14 protein-coding genes are annotated in these 19,087 nt (G+C 44.2%); 12 read left to right on the top strand and 2 right to left on the bottom strand.

What is annotated here, in order from left to right; translation table 11 throughout:
- Positions 1 to 429: 429 nt before the first annotated feature.
- The 8 genes from ACYVAA_RS00070 to ACYVAA_RS00035 all read left to right on the top strand — a co-directional run bounded on the left by ACYVAA_RS00070 (position 430) and on the right by ACYVAA_RS00035 (position 10,468).
- A complete protein-coding gene (locus tag ACYVAA_RS00070; protein WP_460537945.1) occupies positions 430 to 1,593 on the top strand; it encodes a 6-bladed beta-propeller in 1,164 nt (387 codons plus the stop codon).
- A complete protein-coding gene (locus ACYVAA_RS00065; protein ID WP_460537944.1) occupies positions 1,590 to 2,807 on the top strand; it encodes an NHL repeat-containing protein in 1,218 nt (405 codons plus the stop codon). Before ACYVAA_RS00070 ends, ACYVAA_RS00065 begins: the two co-directional genes overlap by 4 nt.
- Positions 2,794 to 3,930, top strand: a complete 1,137-nt coding sequence (locus ACYVAA_RS00060; RefSeq protein ID WP_460537943.1) for a hypothetical protein — start codon at positions 2,794 to 2,796, stop codon at positions 3,928 to 3,930. The genes ACYVAA_RS00065 and ACYVAA_RS00060 overlap by 14 nt, the downstream gene beginning before the upstream one ends.
- A gap of 709 nt (positions 3,931 to 4,639) precedes the next feature.
- Positions 4,640 to 6,103 carry a Gfo/Idh/MocA family protein gene (locus ACYVAA_RS00055; RefSeq protein WP_460537942.1) on the top strand — a complete coding sequence of 488 codons (1,464 nt, stop codon included), beginning with the start codon at positions 4,640 to 4,642 and terminating at the stop codon, positions 6,101 to 6,103.
- A gap of 298 nt (positions 6,104 to 6,401) precedes the next feature.
- Complete coding sequence (gene rimO / locus ACYVAA_RS00050; protein ID WP_460537941.1) at positions 6,402 to 7,715, top strand: MiaB/RimO family radical SAM methylthiotransferase; 1,314 nt, start codon at positions 6,402 to 6,404, stop codon at positions 7,713 to 7,715.
- Between the two features lie 218 nt (positions 7,716 to 7,933).
- The gene (locus tag ACYVAA_RS00045; protein ID WP_460537940.1) at positions 7,934 to 8,182 is read left to right on the top strand and encodes a hypothetical protein; all 249 of its coding nucleotides are present in this window, start codon (positions 7,934 to 7,936) and stop codon (positions 8,180 to 8,182) included.
- A gap of 84 nt (positions 8,183 to 8,266) precedes the next feature.
- Positions 8,267 to 9,430: a hypothetical protein gene (locus ACYVAA_RS00040; protein WP_460537939.1), complete on the top strand. Its 1,164-nt coding sequence runs from the start codon at positions 8,267 to 8,269 to the stop codon at positions 9,428 to 9,430.
- Positions 9,431 to 9,463: 33 nt separating this feature from the next.
- Positions 9,464 to 10,468, top strand: a complete 1,005-nt coding sequence (locus tag ACYVAA_RS00035; protein ID WP_460537938.1) for an adenosine kinase — start codon at positions 9,464 to 9,466, stop codon at positions 10,466 to 10,468.
- Between the two features lie 50 nt (positions 10,469 to 10,518).
- Here the strand turns inward: ACYVAA_RS00035 and ACYVAA_RS00030 are convergent, their stop codons facing one another.
- Positions 10,519 to 11,205, bottom strand: coding sequence for a LuxR C-terminal-related transcriptional regulator (locus ACYVAA_RS00030; protein WP_460537937.1), 687 nt, complete (start codon positions 11,203 to 11,205; stop codon positions 10,519 to 10,521).
- A 187-nt stretch (positions 11,206 to 11,392) separates the two neighbouring features.
- Between ACYVAA_RS00030 and ACYVAA_RS00025 the strand changes: the two genes are divergently transcribed.
- The 4 genes from ACYVAA_RS00025 (at position 11,393) to ACYVAA_RS00010 (ending at position 17,150) form a co-directional block, all read left to right on the top strand.
- Positions 11,393 to 13,795 (top strand): GH92 family glycosyl hydrolase, encoded by a 2,403-nt coding sequence (locus tag ACYVAA_RS00025; protein WP_460537936.1) that lies wholly within the window; start codon positions 11,393 to 11,395, stop codon positions 13,793 to 13,795.
- 15 nt (positions 13,796 to 13,810) lie between these two features.
- Positions 13,811 to 15,118 (top strand): glucosidase family protein, encoded by a 1,308-nt coding sequence (locus tag ACYVAA_RS00020; protein WP_460537935.1) that lies wholly within the window; start codon positions 13,811 to 13,813, stop codon positions 15,116 to 15,118.
- Between the two features lie 88 nt (positions 15,119 to 15,206).
- Positions 15,207 to 15,944 carry a GntR family transcriptional regulator gene (locus ACYVAA_RS00015; RefSeq protein ID WP_460537934.1) on the top strand — a complete coding sequence of 246 codons (738 nt, stop codon included), beginning with the start codon at positions 15,207 to 15,209 and terminating at the stop codon, positions 15,942 to 15,944.
- 42 nt (positions 15,945 to 15,986) lie between these two features.
- Complete coding sequence (locus ACYVAA_RS00010) at positions 15,987 to 17,150, top strand: MFS transporter (RefSeq protein WP_460537933.1); 1,164 nt, start codon at positions 15,987 to 15,989, stop codon at positions 17,148 to 17,150.
- A gap of 116 nt (positions 17,151 to 17,266) precedes the next feature.
- On the opposite strand, the gene ACYVAA_RS00005 is transcribed toward ACYVAA_RS00010, so the two are convergent.
- Positions 17,267 to 18,595, bottom strand: a complete 1,329-nt coding sequence (locus tag ACYVAA_RS00005) for an ammonium transporter (RefSeq protein WP_460537932.1) — start codon at positions 18,593 to 18,595, stop codon at positions 17,267 to 17,269.
- Positions 18,596 to 19,087 lie beyond the last annotated feature (492 nt).

The following is a 19,087-nucleotide window of genomic DNA, read 5'->3' as shown; positions in this document are numbered from 1 at the left end:
AAGAATTGTAAAATCCTGACTAGAGGATTAAAAGTTAGTAAAGATTGTTGGGGAGCCTTTCTCATAAGTAGATTTTTTTGAGTCTTACACAAACAAATTTCTTTGTAGGGTGGCGATCAGTGGAGAAAGGGGCCGCCCTAAAGGGGCGAACTTATATTAGCCTGGGGTGACAGCCCCAGGCAAAAGTACTAGCGGAGTATATGTTTAGATGTAAAACCTTCCAGGTTTTATGGGTGCAAATCTCCAATCTGAGTGGGCTTCACTTTTAAACCTGGAAGGTTTGCGGACTTTCATTTGAATCTAAGAAAGTAAGACTAGACTCAGTTTTATTGTCGGGCTCTCTTGGTGATTCAAGAGAGCTTTTTATTAACTAACCTTTTCTTTGATGTGTTGTAATGTTTTTTGATATTGGGGCTAAAATTTTTGTGTATGTTTTTAAGAGAATGTTTTTGGCTGCTTTTTTTGTGGCTGTTTTTGGAGTCATGTACCTCTTCAGAAAGACGCTCTGAAGCGCTTCTGGAGGACGTTTGGAAGGTAGAGCTGGTGGATTCACTGGTACTGGATTATTTGGGGCAAGTGTATCTTCAGGATATATCACCGGATGGCAGTACATTTCTGGGCTATGATCAGTCAAATGAAGTTTTTTTGGTGTTCAGCAAGGAAGGGGAGCTGATAAGAAAACTGGATCTGAATGGAGAAGGGCCAGGGGAATATGGTTCTTATCATACGGGAAAGACTGTTTTTATGGGGAATAATAGTTTCTTGTTGATCTCTGAGAGGGGGCAATTTCAGTATGATCTCCAAGGAAGACTGGTTAGGGAGTTTAAGCCTGATTTTCCGCCAATGTTTAGGTTTATTGTTCCTTATGCCAAGAATACCGTCCCCTTAGGGGGAGATTTTGTTTCTTTTTATCAAGGCCGGTATGCTGATCTTGGGTTTACCATGAAGCATCAATCCCTGTCCAGGCAGTTGGAACGCTTAGATCCTGTCAAAGGTGTTTTTGAGCCGCTTGTGCCTTTCCCAAAAGAAAGCCGGTTTTCCTCTGAAACTCATCTTTTTCATGATGTGTATATTAAGCCTGTTTTGACTAGCTCAGGTGATACGCTTTTTGTTTCATTTAGCAATGAGCCCAAGATATTTGCTTATACAGGGGATTTTTCTAAGGGGCCAGTTAGTGAGCAGTCTTTGCCATTTGAAGTGTTTTATCAAGCTGTGGGTGTGGAAGAGGAGTCAGGTGATGGAGCATTTGGTATTGTTGACTTTTATTATGGAAAGGTCAAAACATTGGATTATTTATCGTCCAATCGCTTCTTGATAGGTTATTCTGAAGGTGCGCCTCCTGGTGTGGTGAAAGAATTGTATGCAGCACACCAAGATGATATTATGAAATGCTTTGAAGAGGTAGGTAAAATCAATAAGGAGCATTTAAGAGTTTGGGATGGGAAGGTTTTAAGTGCTGATATAGTAATGCCGGAATATTTTGGTTTGTTGGCCAAGGTTAGAGGGGATGAGGAGGTTTGGTTTGATGTGGATTTTCAAGAAAGAGAGAATGATTATACCGTTTTTTATAAAACTAGATTGGTTAAGGAATGAAATCGAATAGCTTGTTTTTAATAGGTTTGTTGGTTGTATGTGCTTGTGGGGAAAAGAAAATAAATGGTTCCAAAAAGGAATACCCTGCAAGGATATCGGTAATAGATTCACTGAATTTTAAAGGGATAATTGCCCAGTTGCCTTTTTTTCAGACTGTTTCTGACGATTATATTTTTTTTAGGGATGCAGGTAGGCCAAGAGTGATGGCATTCGATAAATCAGGTAACCTTGTCCACGATTGGGAAAGAAAGGGGGATGACCCAGGGGCATTTATGATGGTGACGGATAACTTGGTCTGTACGCCGGATGGGGATGTTGTGACCCATGATGCCATGATGGGAATTAAGGCGTTTAGTCCAGATGGAACTTTGGTATTTTCAAAAAGATCATTGACCATGCCCAGATCTTTTCATAAACTGATCAATCTTTTCAGGACGAGTCAAGTGATAGAGAAGGATGGTAAGGTTTATCTTTTGCACCATAGAGACCTGATGGGGGATCAGGGGTGGGACAGTGACTTCTTTAGACGTCGTAAAAATCTCTTGATGACGGATTTAGAAAGTGGGGAGGAAAAACAGCTGCTTCCTTTTCCAGAGGGTAGTAAGTTTTTGAATGGAAAGGCTTTTGTGTTTGAGGATTTTCGTCCCGTATTTTTTTATGAGAAGGAAGGGGAGAAGCTGTATTTGGCCTTCCAGAATGAAGATGTGTTGTATGAATATGATTTTTCAGGTAAGGAGCCTATACTGTTGGAAGCTTATGATCTGGATATTCCTGGTTTTGAAGGAGGTGTTGGGGATGATTTTCAAAAGGTGGCCTATGGAACCTTAAAGGAAAGTAATTATACGGCTCGGATTTTAGGGCTGGACAAAGTCGGTGATAATATTCTGATCAGTTATACCCGATCTGCGACCCAAGAGGAGTTGAGGGATTTGGAAGGAGTAAAAGATAAAGAAGTACTTGAACGAAAGCGGCAGGAGTTAAGAGAAAAGTTAAGACCGGATTTACTCTTGATTAATGATGGGAAGGTCTTAACCTATCATGTTGATCTGCCGGATATGGCTTATGATAGTTTTAGGGTGTTTAATGATGAACTTTGGTTTATGAAACCAGCAAGGAAAGATTTGGAGGAAGAAGACTTTACGGTCTATCGAGGGAAGTTGGAATTGGTTAACAAGTATACAAATTTTAAATATGAAAAAGATGAATTTTTTTAAAGGATTTTTAGCCTTTTCAGGTGTGATGACTGTCTTCTTGTCTTGTGAAAACAAGTCTGAAAGGCAACAAGTGAATGAAGATGTGAAAAGTAAGTCCTTCCATTTGGAAATAGTGGATTCCATAAGGCTGGATTATCTCGGAGATCTGGAAATTACGGATGTTCATCCTACTTCAGGGGAAATTGTAGGGTTTAATTTTAAGACCAATGATTTAATTATTTTTGACCAAAGGGGAAAGATTCATCAGCAATATTCCAGGGGAGGAGACCGGCCCAATCCCATCAACAGTATGGTTTCATTAGGCTTTTATAAAGAAGATAAACTTTTGGTGGCCAATAATTATGGGGATCTGGCCGTATTTGAGAAAAACGGAAGTCATGTGGAAGATATTCCCCTTCCTTTTAAAATAGAGTTCTACAATTGGACACAAAGAAAGAAAATTTACAGCATTTCAGAAGATATGCTTTTGGGGCAGATTTCAGGAGGACGAAGTGAGGGGTATAGGGAGTATTATTTGGACTTTATTGATCTAAAGGATGGTAGTTTGACCCCGGTTCTTCCAATTCCTGAGATCAGTAAGTATAAGGATGGCCAATATTATAGTAGCGTTTATCCTTTTATTACCAAGATAGGCGATCTGATTTACATGTTGCTGAAGAATGAGCCGTCATTGCATGTGTATAAAATTAATGGAATGGCCATTGATTATCTTCGATCCGTCAACTTTGGTGGAGAAGAGTTTGTGGATATCATTCCATCTGAAAATCAGGCTTCTTTTCAGTTTGACAGAAATTTTAAAGAAATGAGACCGGGAGAGGTTGAGTCTATTTTCGATATAGGAGGTTATCTAATTGCAGTTTATAAAAATGGAATAGATGCCGATAGGTACACGGAGGAATTGGCAGATGATCCGTTGCGTAAAGCAGAGATGAATCCATTTTATCTGTCAGTTTTTGATAAAAAGCAGCAGCTGGTGAACAGAAGTGTAAAGGTGCCCTCCAAGGTGAGGTTTATTCAAGCGGTTATGCCGGACGGCAAGATGTTGGCGTCGAAGAATAAAGACCTACTAGGGGAAGAGCAGGATTTTGAGACCTTTTACCTGATGGAGTTGGTGGAGGATTGAATTCAGGGAATGAGTTTTGCTGTGGATTTCCACTCTCTTTTAATAGGAAAGTCAGGATTGCAAATCCGGACTAGCAGAGAATCGTGATTTCAATTCCCTAAGAATTGTAAAATCCAGACTAGCGGACAGAATTATTTTTAAAGGGATTTTAAATCCCCGATAATTGGAAAGCCCGGATTGCAAATCCGGACCAGCTGATATACATTTTACTTAATACTCAATACTAGCTACTCAATACTCACAACTATACATACAGCAAATAAAAAGGCGCCGATTCGCACCAGCGCCTCTTTAAAAAGTAAAGCATGGAGTTTAAAAAGTTATCGTTTGCTGTACGAGTACCAAAAGTAGATATTTTCATTTCGAACAGGGAAAATGTGTCGTTATGAATAGTTTAAATCAAAAGTGCTTAGTTAATAATTAATTAATATAGAATAAGGGGTCGGGAAAGGCCCAAAAAGTTTTATCATGAAGCTGTCCTCGTGATTTTCAGTTGTTTTTATTCCCTGTATGCCCAAATTTTAGCTTTTTATGTTTTGGTAGTTTAGGAAAGATGGCCCGAGGAGAAGGTCCTGGCGTTATGAACAGGAGGGAGGGCTGGGAGTCTTTCTTTTATGGAAACATTATATGGATTTTTCATGAATAAGGAATAAAATGTCTATATTGAGGCTGCTAATTCGATTAAACAAAACCTATGTAATAATAGCCTATGAAAGAGCCCAAAAAGACAAGTGACAATTCACGAAGAAATTTTATTAAAAATGCAGCATTAGCCTCCTCTGTACTTATCGTTCCACGACATGTTTTGGGCGGAGTAGGTTATACTGCCCCAAGTGATCAGTTGAATCTGGCGGCTATTGGAGCAGGAGGTAAAGGGGCAAGTGATATCAAACACGCCTCTGTGAACGGTAGGGAGAGGGTAGTGGCCTTGTGTGATGTGGATTTTTCAGGTTCGGCTTCCCAGTCAGTTAAAAACTTCCCTAATGCCAAGTTGTATGCTGATTACAGGGAAATGCTTGAAAAAGAGAAGGACATCGATGCGGTGACGATTTCCACTCCGGACCACGTACACGGTCCTGCGGCGGCTTATGCCATGGAAAGAGGGGTGCATGTGTATGTCCAAAAGCCGATGACCCATAATATCCGCGAGGCCCGGATGCTTACACAAATGGCCAGAGACAAGAAAATCGTGACCCAGATGGGTAACCAAGGGGGATCCAATCCCTTGCTGGGGATGGTGCAGAAATGGATCGATTCCGGAAAGCTCGGAAAGATCTCCAAAGTACAGATCTGGACAAATCGGCCGGTATGGCCTCAGGGGAATGCCTTCCCAAAACCCGCTTCCGGTCAGAAGCCTGACGATCTTGCCTGGGATCTATGGTTAGGTCCTGCCAAAAAGATCCCTTACACGCCTAATTTGCATCCGTTCAACTGGAGAGGCTGGTGGGATTATGGAACTGGAGCTCTAGGAGATGTAGGGTGCCATTTGGTGGACATTCCTTTCAGAACTTTAGGCCTGCATTACCCTAAGGATGCAGAATGCAGCGTTGGGGCGGTGTACAGTCAGATGTGGACGCCGGATTATCATCCCGAAGGCTGTCCGGCATCTTCCTTCATTACCTTGCATTTCGATGCGACGGATAAGAGCAAGTCTCCCATTGAGATGACCTGGATGGATGGAGGCATACGTCCTGCACATCCAGACATCATTCCAGCCGATCATGACATCGGAGGCCAGGATAGTGCCAACGGCGTGCTGATCATCGGTGAAAAAGGAATCATTTCCACCAATATCAACGATAGTTCTCCGCTAATGCCGAAACTTTACCTCAATGACGGGACCACTGAGTTTGGTCCGGAAACAGAGGACTTCCCTGAACCTGAGTATGGTCACCAACGCAAATGGGTGGACGCCTGTAAGGCAGGTTTTGGCAGTAATGAACATAAGGGGCTGACCTCTTCTTTTGACTATGCCGGGCCAATGACCGAGACCGTATTGATGGGTAATTTGGCTATCCGAAGTTATATGTTGAGAAGGGAGAATTCCCGAGGACAAATGGAATTCTATGGCAGAAAGAAACTGCTGTGGGATGGGGATAAGATGTTGATCACCAACCTTGAGGCTGCCAATCAGTATGTGGGCAGAGAATATAGACCAGGTTGGGAAGTGTGATTTTTATGCTTCCATTCCCATTAGGTAAGTAAATTATGCAGTCATGCCATGACCCAAGGTCATGGCATGACTATTTTTAGCCCAGTCCCTATAGAAGGAGGCTTGAAAGAAAATATTTAGTCAGAGGTGGTTACAGATATACGGATAAGAAAGTTTTCTGACTATTGGCCTATGAAGCCAGAAGGCAAGTCTAGACAGCGTGAAGTAGAGAAAAGAGTGGGGATGAGGTTCTTGAATGATTGTTCTTTACTCTTGCCTAACTTTTCGTACTTTTGCATGCAGCAAATAAAGAAAAGATTTGAAGGCGAGAACATTAAAAAAGGATAAGGTAAACATCATCACGATGGGATGCTCCAAAAATTTGGTGGATTCAGAGGTGATGTTGACGCAGTTGAAGGGGAATGGTGTGGAGGTATCCCATGAATCCCAGCAAGAGGATAATAATATTGTGATTATCAATACCTGTGGTTTTATAGATAATGCCAAGCAGGAGTCTATTGATACGATTTTACAGTATGTGGATGCCAAAGAAAGAGGCTTGGTAGAAAAGGTTTATGTGACGGGCTGTCTTTCCCAGCGTTATAAGGACGATCTTGAAAAAGAAATCCCCCAAGTGGATGCCTTCTTCGGTACCCGTGATTTGCCGGCTCTCCTTAAGAAGTTCAAAGCCGATTATAAACACGAACTGGTCGGGGAGAGATTGTTGACGCATCCTTCCCATTATGCCTACATGAAGATCTCTGAGGGCTGTGACCGGCCATGCTCTTTTTGCGCGATTCCTTTGATGCGTGGAGGGCATGTTTCCAAGCCTATAGAGGAACTGGTTAGAGAAGCCGAGCATAAGGCTGCCAATGGAACCAGAGAGCTGCTGTTGATTGCCCAAGATTCCACTTATTACGGTTTGGACCTGTATAAGGAGAGAAGGCTTGCCCAGCTGATGGAAGCCTTGGCCGATGTGAACGGAATAGATTGGGTGAGACTGCATTATGCCTATCCAACAGGGTTCCCAATGGATGTGATTGACGTGATGGCAGCCCATCCCAATATCTGTAACTATCTGGATATTCCTCTTCAACACGGTTCCAGTGAAGTGCTGAAAATCATGAGACGGGGCACCAGCAGGGAAAAGCAGGAAGAGCTTATCCATCGCATACGGGAAAAAATACCCGGCATTGCCATAAGAACCACCTTGATCGCCGGCCATCCTGGAGAAGGGGAAAAAGAGTTTCAGGAGATGGTGGATTTCGTGGAGAGAATGAAATTTGAGCGTTTAGGTGTGTTTACCTATTCGCATGAAGAGGATACCCATGCCTATTCCATGGAGGATAATCTCCCTGAAGAAGAAAAGCAGGCCAGGGCCAACCACCTTATGGAGGTTCAGGAGCAGGTTTCTTTTGACCTCAACCAGGAGAAAATCGGCAAAACCTTTAAGGTCTTGGTAGACAAAAAGGAAAACGGATACTTTGTGGGAAGGACAGAGTTCGATTCTGTAGAAGTGGATAATGAGGTGTTGATTGATGCTTCGAAGCATTACTGCAGGATAGGGGACTTTGTGGAGGTGAAAGTGAAAGAAGCGACAGAGTTTGACCTTTATGGAGAAGTGGTCGATTAAAAGGAAAAGTAGATAAAACTGGTAAAAAAGGCTGGCTTTCGGGCTGGCCTTTTTGTGTTTTTATAGGGTTTGTTAGTGTTTTTTTGAGATATTTTTATAAATTACAATAATGCAGGTGCTGTTGCCGAGGGGGAGCTAGTAAAATAATCCCGCAATGTGCTTCCGTTCCTATGAGGAGTGTGGTGCGTGAAAAGTAGTTTTTACCAATCTCAGGGGAAATGAAAAAACTCATAGCCTATCATCTAGCCACTATTTTGCCCATCATGATCGTGATGCAGCTCTTTATATTTGATTATATCGGCAGGATGAACTTTGCCGCGCTGTTTTTTTCTTATTTTGTGGTTTATCGGCCTTTTATAGACTACCGCAGACTCAAAGCCAAAGGGTTGGTGAGTAAGAAAGAGTTTTTGAAGTCCTGGGGCTTTGTGCGTTTTAAGTATTACCAGGAGTTGTTGTTTAAGAAATAACTTACAGGATGCGCTTATCCATCGGGCATCTTTTATATTCCCCCTAAAACTCCCTATTTTTAGCCTTTCAAAAAAACGGGGAAAATGAAATTACTGGAGGTGACCAGTTCCGCGGATTCGCGGGAGTTTTTGGAGATGGCCGTGCACCTGTACAAACAGGAGAAAAATTGGATCAGGCCTTTGGATGCGGATATCAATGGCTTATTTGATCCCAAGGTGAACAAGCTTTTCAGAAGAGGTGCAGAAGCAAAGCGATGGCTTCTTAAAGATGACCATGGCCACACCATTGGCAGGATTGCCGCTTTTACCAACCCGAAGTGGAAGGATAAGCAGCCTACGGGCGGAATGGGCTTTTTTGAATGTGTGGATGATCAGAAGGCAGCCTTTTTGCTGTTTGATACCGCCAAGGCCTGGCTGAAGGAGAAGGGAATGGAGGCAATGGATGGTCCGGTAAATTTTGGTGAGAGAGACAAATGGTGGGGATTGCTGGTGGACGGTTTTTCTCCAGCCAATTATAACATGCCGTGGAATTTTCCTTATTACCAAAAGTTTTTTGAGGATTACGGCTTTAAGATCTATTTCAAGCAATACACCTATATGCGGCAGGTGAAAGGAGTGGATTTCGATCCGAAATTTCACAAAAGGGCAGCAATCACCATCGATGATCCCGATTATGATTACCGGTACCTCAAGGGGAAGGAGCTTTCAGAAAAGTTTCCAGAATATTTCACAACGGTGTATAATAAGGCCTGGGCAAGGCATATGGGCAAAAGCATGTCCATCAAGGAAGCTCAGGTCATGCTCAAAAAGCTCAAGCCGGTGGTGGATGAGAAATTGATCTATTTTGGGTTTTTCAAAGGGGAGCCTGTCAGCTTCTTTATTTCGATTCCGGAATTGAATCAGATTTTCAAATATGTAAACGGGAAGTTAGACTGGATTGGCAAAATGAAATTTTTATACCATAAACTGTTCAACCCCCCAGAAAAGATGCTCGGCTTGGTATTTGGAGTGGTGCCGGAGCACCAGGGCAAGGGAGTGGAAAGTGCCATGGTGAAGAAATACAATGAAATGTCCAACCAGAAATCCTTTCCTTATGAGACCATTGAGATGAACTGGATTGGGGATTTCAGCCCTAAGATGATGCGGGTATGTGAACAGCTCAATGCGATCATTTATAAGACTCATCATACTTATCGTTACCTCTTTGACAGGGAAAAACCTTTTGAAAGACATAAAATTTTCGAATAAATAAGGAGGGCCGGATCGGTCCATTGAATAGCTATGAAGAAAAAATATGACGTAGTGGGCATGGGCAATGCCTTGGTGGATATGGAATTTAAAGTTACCGACCAATTTCTAGCCGAAAATGGCATAGAGAAGGGGTTGATGACCTTGGTGGATGAAGAGCGCCAGAATGAATTGATGCAGGTGATCGATGCCGTTGAGGCTAAAAAGCAGTGTGGGGGATCTGCCGCTAACTCCGTGATTGCCGTAAGCCAGTTTGGAGGAAGTGCTTATTACAATTGCCGCGTCGCCAATGACCCTTTGGGGAAGTTTTTTGTGGAAGACCTCAAGGCTTCCGGGGTAGACCATAATCTTAATGTGCAACAGCTGGAAGAAGGGATTACAGGAAAATGCCTGGTGATGGTCACCGATGATGCTGAGCGGACCATGAATACTTTTCTGGGGATAACCCAAGACTTCTCTGCTGCTGACATCAATGAAGCCATCATCAATGATGCCGACTATCTGTATATTGAAGGTTACCTGATTACCTCACCCAATGGTAAGGAGGCGATGAAGCGTGCAAAAAAGTTGGCAGAGCGTTCAGGGACCAAGGTGGCCTTGACTTTTTCTGACCCGGCCATGGTGAAGTACTTCAGAGAAGGGTTTGTCGAGGTGATAGGTGCCAGCGTGGACATGCTTTTCTGTAATGAGGAAGAGGCAAGGCTCTACACCGGAAAGGAAGATCTTGGCGAGGCCAGGGAGGAGCTTAAAAAAGTGGCCAAGCATTTTGTGATCACCCAGGGGAAAAACGGTGCCATGATTTTTGATGGAGATACCTTTATTGATATAGAACCTTATGCCACGGATGCAGTGGATAGCAACGGGGCAGGGGATATGTTTGCCGGGGCCTTCCTTTATGGGATTACCAATGGACATAGCTATGCTTCCAGTGGAAAACTGGCCAGTTTGGCTTCTTCACGTATAGTGAGTCAATTTGGTCCAAGGCTGGCTTGGCATGAAGCCAAGGAGGTTTTGGAAAGGCTGAAGCCTGAGTTGTAACGGAGAAAATGATGATAATACCGGCCATAATGTTTATTCAGTGGCCGGTATTAAAACTTTATTCCGTTTTCAAAGACCAGTTTTACCAGTTCGCTGGTTTTGTTACAGTTGAGTTTTTTGAAGATATTTTTCTTGTGTTTTTTTACCGTCTCTTCTGCTATGAAGAGATCCTGAGCGATGAGCCTTACCTTTTTCCCTTCCGCTAATTTTAACAATACTTCTGTCTCTCTTTTTGTGAGCCGTTCCATTAATAGCAAGGTCGAGTTGTTGGTTGGGGCAATGGTACTTTCTGGGAGCAAGAGGGAAAGGGCTTGCATTGGCTTGCCATCGGGTGTTCTGCTGACTGTTTTGGTGGTGCCCACAAAGATGTGCCAAGAGCCGTCAGCAGCTTTTAGCTTATAGGTCAGGTCAAGGAATTCCTCTTGGTTGTCATTGAAGAAAGTAAGAGATCTGAAGAGGGTGGGGTAGTAAGAAGGATGAATGGTTTTGATATAGTAGATATAATCCATTCCCTTCAGGAAATTGTTTTTAAAACCGTAGAAGTCCTTGCAGACATCATTGATATGGGTGGGGCGGTAGTTGGCGATATCATGCAGGGTGACCATGTGTTCAAAGCCGTTGATGAATCGGTCATAGGCTTCGAGGTCAATGAAATTTTTGGCAATAATTTTTTTCGCCTTAAGTTCTTTAATTAAAAGCTCCAGCTGTTGATGGATCATAAGCTCTAAAATGAACACAAAATATAAGCGTTTGTGTTCTTAAAAACTAAAATTTATGGAATAGCTTGCGCCGTCAAATGCTAAATATCATGGTTGTCCTTTGTAGGAAATGACCCTATGTTTAAACATAATATTGTTTTTCTTTTTTATCTTTGGGACATAAGTCAATGTGAAGACAGCACGAAATACTAATAAGCCTGAGTCTATGTTAAGAAAAGTACACACAATATCCGTTTTATCAGCGATTTGCTTTGTCTTTCTTCTGTCCTGTCAAGCGCCTAGGGAGGTTGAACAGAAAGAAGCACCAAAGCTCATCGATTATGTTGATCCCCAAATAGGGTCGGTTCACGGGAGGTGGTTTTTTTATACCCCTGCAGCAATGCCCTTTGGGATGGCAAAACTTGCCCCTCATACCAACGCCTATAACAGTGCCGGAGGCTGGGGCCCCACAGGTTATGATGATCGCCACGGATCGATTGAAGGCTTTGGGCATTTTCATGAATTCCAGATAGGAGGACTGGTTTATATGCCCACTGTGGGGGAATTGCAGACTGTACCGGGAACTTTGGAGTCACCTGAGAGTGGTTACCGCTCAAGATTTGATAAAAGTGAGGAAGAGGCAGAGCCTGGGTATTACCGTGTTTTTCTCAAGGATTACGGGGTGAAAACCGAGCTTACGGCCACAGAGAGGGTAGGTTATCAGCGATACACTTTTCCAGAAACCAAGGAGGCAAACCTGATCATGGATTTGGGACATCGGCAGGGAGAAAGCGGCGATGTGATCCAGACAGAAGCAAGATGGGTGAATGAAAAGGAAATCGAAGGGTATATAGAAACCTATTCGGAATATGCCAAATTTTGCGACCCAGGAAAGTACATCAGGATGTACTTCGTGGCGCAGGTCAGCAAGGAGCCATCGAAGGTCGGTTCCTTCGTAGATGCAGCGCTAGCACCGGAAGAGAAAAGCACAAAAGGGGTTAACAATGGCCTTTATCTTTCCTTTGAAATGGAAGAGGGAGAAGTGCTTGAAGTTCGGACGGGACTTAGCTATACCTCGACTGAAAATGCGCGGTTGAACCTCGAAACGGAGTCAAAGGGAAAACCGTTTGAGCAGGTGCTTGCCGATGCCAAAGAAGCTTGGAACAAAAAGTTGAATGTCATCCAGGTGGAAGGAGGAAAAGAAGAAGATCGTGTCAAGTTTTACACCGGTCTGTATCATATGCTGTTGGGCAGGGGGATTTCTAGCGATGTGAATGGCCAGTATCCGCAGGTGGACAACAAAATCGGTCAAATTCCTCTTGATGAAAATGGGGTGCCCAAGTACCACCACTACAATACAGACGGCATGTGGGGCGGTTTTTGGAACCTGAGCCAGCTTTGGGCGCTTGCCTATCCGGATTATTTCAGTGAATATGTCCAGTCCAATGTGGACTTTTATAAGGACCGCGGCTGGTTGCATGACGGGGAAGCCAATGGGGTATATACCAATGGGGTACAGACCAACTTCCAGGGCTTATTATTGGCTTCCGCCTATCATGCTGGAATTCGGGATTTTGATGTGAAAACAGGGTATGAGGCGGCGCTCAAAAATGAAATGGAATACCATGGAAGGGATTTGGGCAATGGAAAGTATGACCTCAGTTATTTTATCAAGGATCATTATGTGCCCTATAAGGATACAGTGATCTCCAATGGCTGGGTGTTTAATTTTGGGGGCTCCCATACGCTTGAGTACAGCTATAGCTCTTACGCCGTGGCCCAGATGTCCAAAGCACTTGGAGATACGGCCAATTACCGCAAGCTGATGGATCAGGCAGGATACTACGAAAACCTCTTCGATGCATCGACCGGATTTATCCGCCCCAAACTGGAAAACGGGGAATTCATAGCCGATTTTGATCCTATGAAGGGATGGGATGGATTTCAGGAAGGCAATGCCTTCCAATATACCTGGTATGTCCCCCATGATCCAGCAGGTCTTATCCGGTTGATGGGTCAGGAAAGGTTTGATGAGAGGCTGGAGAAGATGTTTGAAGAAGCCGGGGAAGGCCAGTTTGGAGGAGCCAGTGAAGATATTGACAGTTTTTCAGGCATAGAAAAAGGCTACAACCACGGCAACCAGCCATCATTGCACAATGCCTGGCTGTTTAACTATTCTGGCAAGCCTTGGATGACCCAAAAATGGGTGAGGGAAATCTTAAACGGTTTTTACGGTACCACCCCGCTTCACGGCTATGGGGTAGGTCAGGATGAAGACCAAGGCCAATTGGGTTCATGGTTTGTGATGGCTTCCATGGGGCTTTTTGATGTGCAGGGGCATGCGGCCGAAAACCCCACCTTCCAATTTTCAAGTCCTTTGTTTGAACGAATTAGGATCAAGTTGGATGAGAATTATTATACGGGCAAAGAGCTGGTCATCGAAACCGTCAGCCAAGATCCCGGGAATGTATATATCCAATCCCTGACTTGGAATGGGGAGGAAATAAAAGACAGTTGGATAGAAAGAAACAAGTTGATGGAAGGGGGGCATTTGGTATTTACACTGGGGGCCGCTCCAAACAAGAACTGGGGTACGCAAAATCCTCCTCCCTCAATGCACAATCAATAAACCCTCAATAAAGTTATGAAAAGTAGATTTCTTATCTGGATCATTTTATTGGCAGTAGCCTGCGGAGCGCCCACATCAGAAGAAGCGCATACTGAAGATCAGGAACTGGCCAATGCAATACTGACCAATAAACAATTTCAATATGTTATAGATAAAGCATTGGAGGTTGCCAAAACCGGTTTCAATGCGGGTGACGGTTACAGAGAGGTCTGGATCCGTGATTACAATACCTTTATAGAACTGGCAGCGGAAGTTTATCCTCAAGAAGAGCTTAAGGAAAATTTATTGGTCTTTTTTAGGATGCAGGGAGATGATGGGAACATCATAGACGGCTTTACTCCAGCGGAATCCATCGGGGAGGGAGAGACCGATTTTAGCTATTCTGAGCTAGAGCCCCGGTACGCGGGTCACAAAAACACGGTGGAAACAGATCAGGAGACTTCATTGGTGCAGACAGTGTATAAGTACATTCAGGTGACGGGGGACCAATCTATTCTTGAGGAACAGGTAGGAGACAAAACAGTGGCGGAGCGACTGGAGTGGGCGATGGATTTCCTGCTACAGCACCGGTATGCCGATGAGTACGGTTTGATCTGGGGAGCCACGACTGCAGACTGGGGAGACGTGCAGCCAGAGCATGGTTGGGGAGTGGATTTGGATGAAAACACCCATCGGGCTATAGATATCTATGACAATGCCATGTTGGTAATTGCTTTGGACAATTTGATGGAGATGTTGCCTTCCGGTAAAACCAAATGGCAGCCGATCCGTGATCAGATTGCTGAAAATAGCAGGAAGTACCTTTGGGATGAGGCCCAGAAAAAGTTTATCCCCCATATTTATTTGGAGGGATCCCCATTTCCAGAAGATTTTGACGAAAACCAAATTTACTATTTTGGCGGAACGGCCATTGCGATAGAAGCTGGTTTGCTTTCAAGGGAAGAGGTCAAGTTATCCTTGGATGAAATGGTCAGAAGGGTAAAAGAGGCCGGTGCTCCGTCTATAGGGCTTACGGTATATCCTCCGTATCCGGAGGGTTATTTTGAGAATAAGATCATGAACCCGGAATACAGCTATCAAAACGGAGGGGACTGGACTTGGTTTGGAGGAAGGATGATACAGCAGTTGGTCAAATACGGCTTTGTAGAGGAGGCCAATGAACAGATCCAGCCCATGGTCGATAGAGTGGTGAAAAATGAAGGGTTTTACGAATGGTATACGGTGGACAACCAACCCGAAGGCTCGGGTACATTCCGTGGATCTGCGGGCGTGTTGTACATTGCCATCAACCAGTTGAGGGCTTGGGCAAAGGCTGAAAAGTAAAAAAACAGCTTTTCGATAGTTATCAACTCGCTATCCAAGTTTAATGATTATCTTAGCTTTTAGTTAAATTGTGGAAAATACGTTTTATATGGATTTTAAGCTGGATCATAGTAGTCCTGTTCCTTTTCATGCTCAGATAGAGAAATATCTCAGGGAGTTAGTACAGAAGGAAGAATATCTTACCGGAGAACAATTTTTGCCCAAGGAGACGGCTTTGTCCAAGAGTTTGGGGGTATCGAGAAATACCATCAGGCAAGCAATCAATAAGCTGGTCCATGAGGGCATTGTGGAAAGGAAAAAAGGGGTAGGGACCAAAGTGATCCAGCAAAAGATCTCCACCCGTCTTGACAACTGGATTTCCTTTACCAAGGAAATGCGGAACAAGGGAATCGATGTGGTGGATTACATGGTGGCCGTGGATTGTGTGCCGGCTGATGTTGCTGTCTGCAAGGCACTGTCCATAGAACAGGGGCGGGAAGTTTGGCGACTGCAGAAGGTCAGAGGGGCCAAGGACGCCAAGTACCTTTATTCGGTTTCTTATTTTCACCCGAGGGTAGGAATTACAGGAAAGGAAAACTTTAATCAGCCGCTATATGAACTGCTGGAGAATGATCATCATGTCGTGGTCACGGTATCCAAAGAAAAGCTAAAAGCAGTGATGCCGGGTGAAAAGGTTGCCCAGCTTTTGGACATGGAGGAAAGTATACCTGTTCTTAAAAGGGAGCGCATGGTATGTGACCGAGGAGACAGGCCTGTGGAGTACAACCTGGTTTATTACCATACCAACTATTTCTCCTACGATATTGATATCAAGAGGGAACTTTAGGCTGTTCAAATTGCCGATTTTGGATTTTTAAAGTAAGCAGTTATGCCATCAAGGCCCATCAGCAAGATTCTGCCGGTATTTTCTACTTTTATTGTGATGGGCTTTGTGGATATAGTGGGGGTGTCAACAGGATATGTTCAAAAGGATTTTGGCCTAACGGATACCCTTGCCCAGTTTCTTCCTACCATGGTTTTTGTCTGGTTTTTTGCTCTATCAGTGCCTTTTGGTGTGTTACAGGATAAGGTGGGCAAGAAGCAGATGATGATCGCCGGGGTGAGCCTGACTTTTCTGGCAACGGCGATTCTTCCTTTAATGGAATACACCTACTGGTCGGTGATCGCGGCTTTTGTGCTCCTGGGGATAGGCAACACCATTATTCAGGTGGCCGCTAATCCATTGTTGCAAGAGGTGAGTGCAAGAAGGCGTTTGCCCAGTTTTTTGAGTCTTTCCCAGTTTATGAAATCAGTGACGGCACTGTTTGGGCCGCTAATGGTTACCTTTATGGCCGTACAATATGGGGACTGGAAACTTGCTTTTTGGATTTATGCCTTGATATCTGTGGTGTCCTTGGCATGGCTTAGGAACACCCCGATCGAGGAAAAGATAAAGGCAAAAAAAACGGCCTCCTTTCGTTCCTGTTTTTCATTGATGAAGAACGCCTTTGTCATCAAAGTTGTCTTGGCCATATTTTTAGTTGTGGGGGCGGATGTAGGGATGTACGCCAATATTCAGGCTTTCCTGATGCGCCTGCACCATGTCAGCCTGGAAAATGCCTCATACGGGATCAGTGTTTATTTCACCGCCCAGATGATCGGCAGGTTTTCCGGGGCTGTGTTATTGCGTTTTCTTAAGCCTTTTGGCTTTCTGATTGCCTCCTGCGTTTTTTCTGTTCTGGGTATCGCAGTACTCTATTGGTCTATGCGGGTATTGTGGGCTTACACCGCGATTGCCATGATTGGTTTTGGCGCCGCCAACCTGTTTCCCCTTTTATTTTCCCTGGCCATCGGCAAAATGCGCCGGAGGTCAAATGAAATTTCAGGCTTACTGGTGATGGCCATTGTGGGCGGGGCGGTCATCCCTCCCGTTTTGGGCCTGATAAGTACTTTTGGGGGAGTGAGGCTCAGTATTTTGATGGTGGGGGTGGTGTTTGTCAGTATTTTTGTTTTATCCCTATTGTTTAGGCCAAAGAGTAAGGGGCGTAAGTGAAAGTCGATAACAAGTAAGATAAGGCTCAATGGGATCGGTAACATGCCTATCACGATTCCAATAAAAAAGGCCGCCCATATGAATAGGCCGCCTTTTCTAATGTCGTTTTTTGGGGATTATGCTGATTCCCCATGCTGGGAAATGTCCAGGCCGATTTCTTCGTATTCGTCTCTTACCCTTAAGGTGACAAACTTGTTGAGGACAAAGAAAATCGCATAGGCCATTACAAAGGAGAATACCGAAACGCCGAGCAGCACGACCATATGGGAACCGAAAACTGCCCATCCTCCGTGCATTAAACTGGAGCCTTCTGGGCTGGCAAAAATGGCCGTGAGGATCATGCCCATAATACCGCCTACACCGTGGCAGGCAAAGACATCCAAGGTGTCGTCCATGCTTTTGAGGGATTTGATCGAAAGGGCCAAATTAGAGACGATGGCACCTATAAATCCGAAGAACATGCTCTGAGGGATCGTAATGTATCCCGCTGCCGGGGTAATGACCACCAAGCCAACAACTGCTCCGATACAGGCTCCCATAGCAGAGATTTTTCTTCCCTGCATGCGGTCGAAAAACACCCAAGTCATCATGGCGGTAGCGGAACTGATGGTGGTTGTGGCAAAAGCAATTGCAGCAGTGCCATTTGCCGCCAGAGAGGAGCCAGCATTAAAGCCAAACCAGCCAAACCAAAGCATGCCTGTTCCCAGCATGATATAGGTAATATTGGAAGGGGCGTGATGTTGGTTTTTTCGCTTGCCAATAAACAGTGCTCCTGCTAGGGAAGCCAGGCCGGCGCTGATATGGACTACGGTTCCCCCTGCAAAATCCAATACGCCAAAATAGGCGCCGATCAGGCCGTCTGGGTGCCATACCATATGACAAAGCGGGGCATATACCAATACAACAAAGATCCCTATAAAAAACACGTAGCCAATGAACCGCACCCTTTCTGCGAAAGAGCCTGTGATGATGGCCGGGGTGATGACAGCAAACTTCATTTGGAATAAGGCAAATAATACAAAAGGAATGCTGCTGGCAATGGCGGCATGGGGTAATTGGCCCACCTGATCAAAAAACATGTACTGGAAGGGATTGCCGATCAGTCCGTAAAGGTTTCCGTCGATGGTAATACCGATGGGGTCTCCAAAGGCTAGGCTAAATCCGACTACAGTCCAGACCATGGTCACCACACCAAGGGAGATAAAGCTTTGGAGCATGGTGGAAATAAGGTTTTTCTTGCCTACCATTCCTCCGTAGAATAGTGATAAGCCAGGCGTCATTAAGAGGACCAAGCATGAGGCTGTCAAAAGCCAGGCAATGTCTGCAAATACCAACTGGTCTGTCGTGCCGAAGTTTTCAGCGATCGGTTCGGCAGACTTCCAAAATAACCCTGCCAAAGAAGCCAATATGATGGTAATAAAGGCTACTTTCCACTTTTTCTTCATAGTTTTATTCAAATTTGGCTCCAAAAATACGTCATATTTTCATTTTTTCAGAATTTTTGGATGAAACTCCTGAAAAGTGACCGATGAAAGATCAATTAGAGACGTTTTTCAATAAAATTTGATGCCAGGGCGGATCGAATCTGATGAATATCTGCAAATATGCCAGTAAAAAAATATCAAGAAGGTGTCCATGAATTAATTTTAATAGCTTCAAAGAAATTCAGTGAATTATCAGATTGAATTTTCTGACTATCCGGGATTTTGCACGTATCATTAGGAGAACCAAATACTTAAAAGAAATCCTTTTGAAGGCCTTTGGAGCATTCGGTTTTGGGACAGTTGATGGAGGCGTTAAGAAAATGAGTTAGCTCGCGAAGTGGACGAGCGAGATCCACTCATTTTTAGCCTGCAGCAAATGGCACAAAATCAAATTGAGGCAAACTGTTTGTAATCGAAAACCAATTCACTCAATTTGAAGAAGGCTCCATGGCC

Source organism: Echinicola sediminis (assembly GCF_054777495.1).
The sequence above is the reverse complement of the archived record's forward strand: the minus strand, read 5'-3'. Positions and strand labels throughout refer to the sequence as shown.